This is a genomic window from Synechococcus sp. F70.1 (assembly GCF_047502745.1).
Classification (GTDB): Bacteria; Cyanobacteriota; Cyanobacteriia; order Thermostichales; family Thermostichaceae; genus Thermostichus.
Window position 1 is genome coordinate 1 of the sequence record NZ_JANSJL010000105.1, and the last position, 952, is coordinate 952.

The following is a 952-nucleotide window of genomic DNA, read 5'->3' on the forward strand; positions in this document are numbered from 1 at the left end:
GAAAACGTGGTTCTTGGGGCCGAACCCGGGCATCTTTTTCAGGTCGATTTCCGGCGGGCCAGGGCTGAGGTGGCTCAGTTGATTACCGAGATGGGCTTCCATCTGGATCCCGACGCCAGAGTGGAGGATCTGCCGGTAGGCCTACAGCAGCGGGTGGAGATCTTGAAAATGCTCTACCGCAAGGCCCGCATCTTGATTTTGGATGAGCCGACGGCAGTGTTGACTCCGCAGGAGGCAGGCGAGCTGTTTGCGTTTTTGCGCCGCTTTGCCCAGCGGGGGGGAGCTGTCATTTTCATCAGCCACAAGCTGAAGGAGGTAATGCAACTGGCCGACCGCGTCACCGTCATTCGGGATGGCAAGGTGGTGGCGACGTTGCCCACTGCCCAAACCGATGCCCAGGAACTGGCGCGGCTGATGGTGGGGCGGGAAGTCAGTCTGACCGTTGAAAAAAAGGCCGCTACCCCTGGGGAGGTGTTGCTGGATGTGCGAGATCTGTGGGTGGATATACCGGGGCGGAAGCCGGCGGTGGCGGGGGCGAGCTTCCAGGTACGTGCCGGCGAGATTGTGGGCCTTGCCGGTGTGGAGGGAAACGGCCAAACGGAATTGGTGGAGGCGATCACCGGCTTGAGAAGCTACCGCGGCCAAATTCGCTATGGAGCCGGATCCCTGTCTGCTTCGGCCCGACAGGTGCGTTGCTGGGGTCTGAGTCATATCCCCGAAGATCGCAATGTGAGAGGTTTGGTGCTGGATTTCCCCACCCGCGACAACCTGATCCTGGGGGATCACCATCAAAAGCCGTATACCGGCTGGTTGGGATTTTTTCGGGAAGAGGCCATTGACCAACATGCCCGCCAGGTGGTGGAGAGCTTCGACGTTCGCCCCCGCAGCATTTCCCTGACGGCCCGCCGCTATTCTGGCGGCAATGCCCAGAAGATCGTTGTGGGGCGGGAGC

The 952-nt window shown here is 60.8% G+C and carries 1 protein-coding gene; it reads left to right on the forward strand.

Translation table 11 applies throughout. From position 1 onward, the window contains the following. Positions 1–952 (forward strand): ABC transporter ATP-binding protein (locus NW860_RS10315; protein ID WP_414514028.1); only part of this gene is annotated, 952 nt, incomplete at both ends.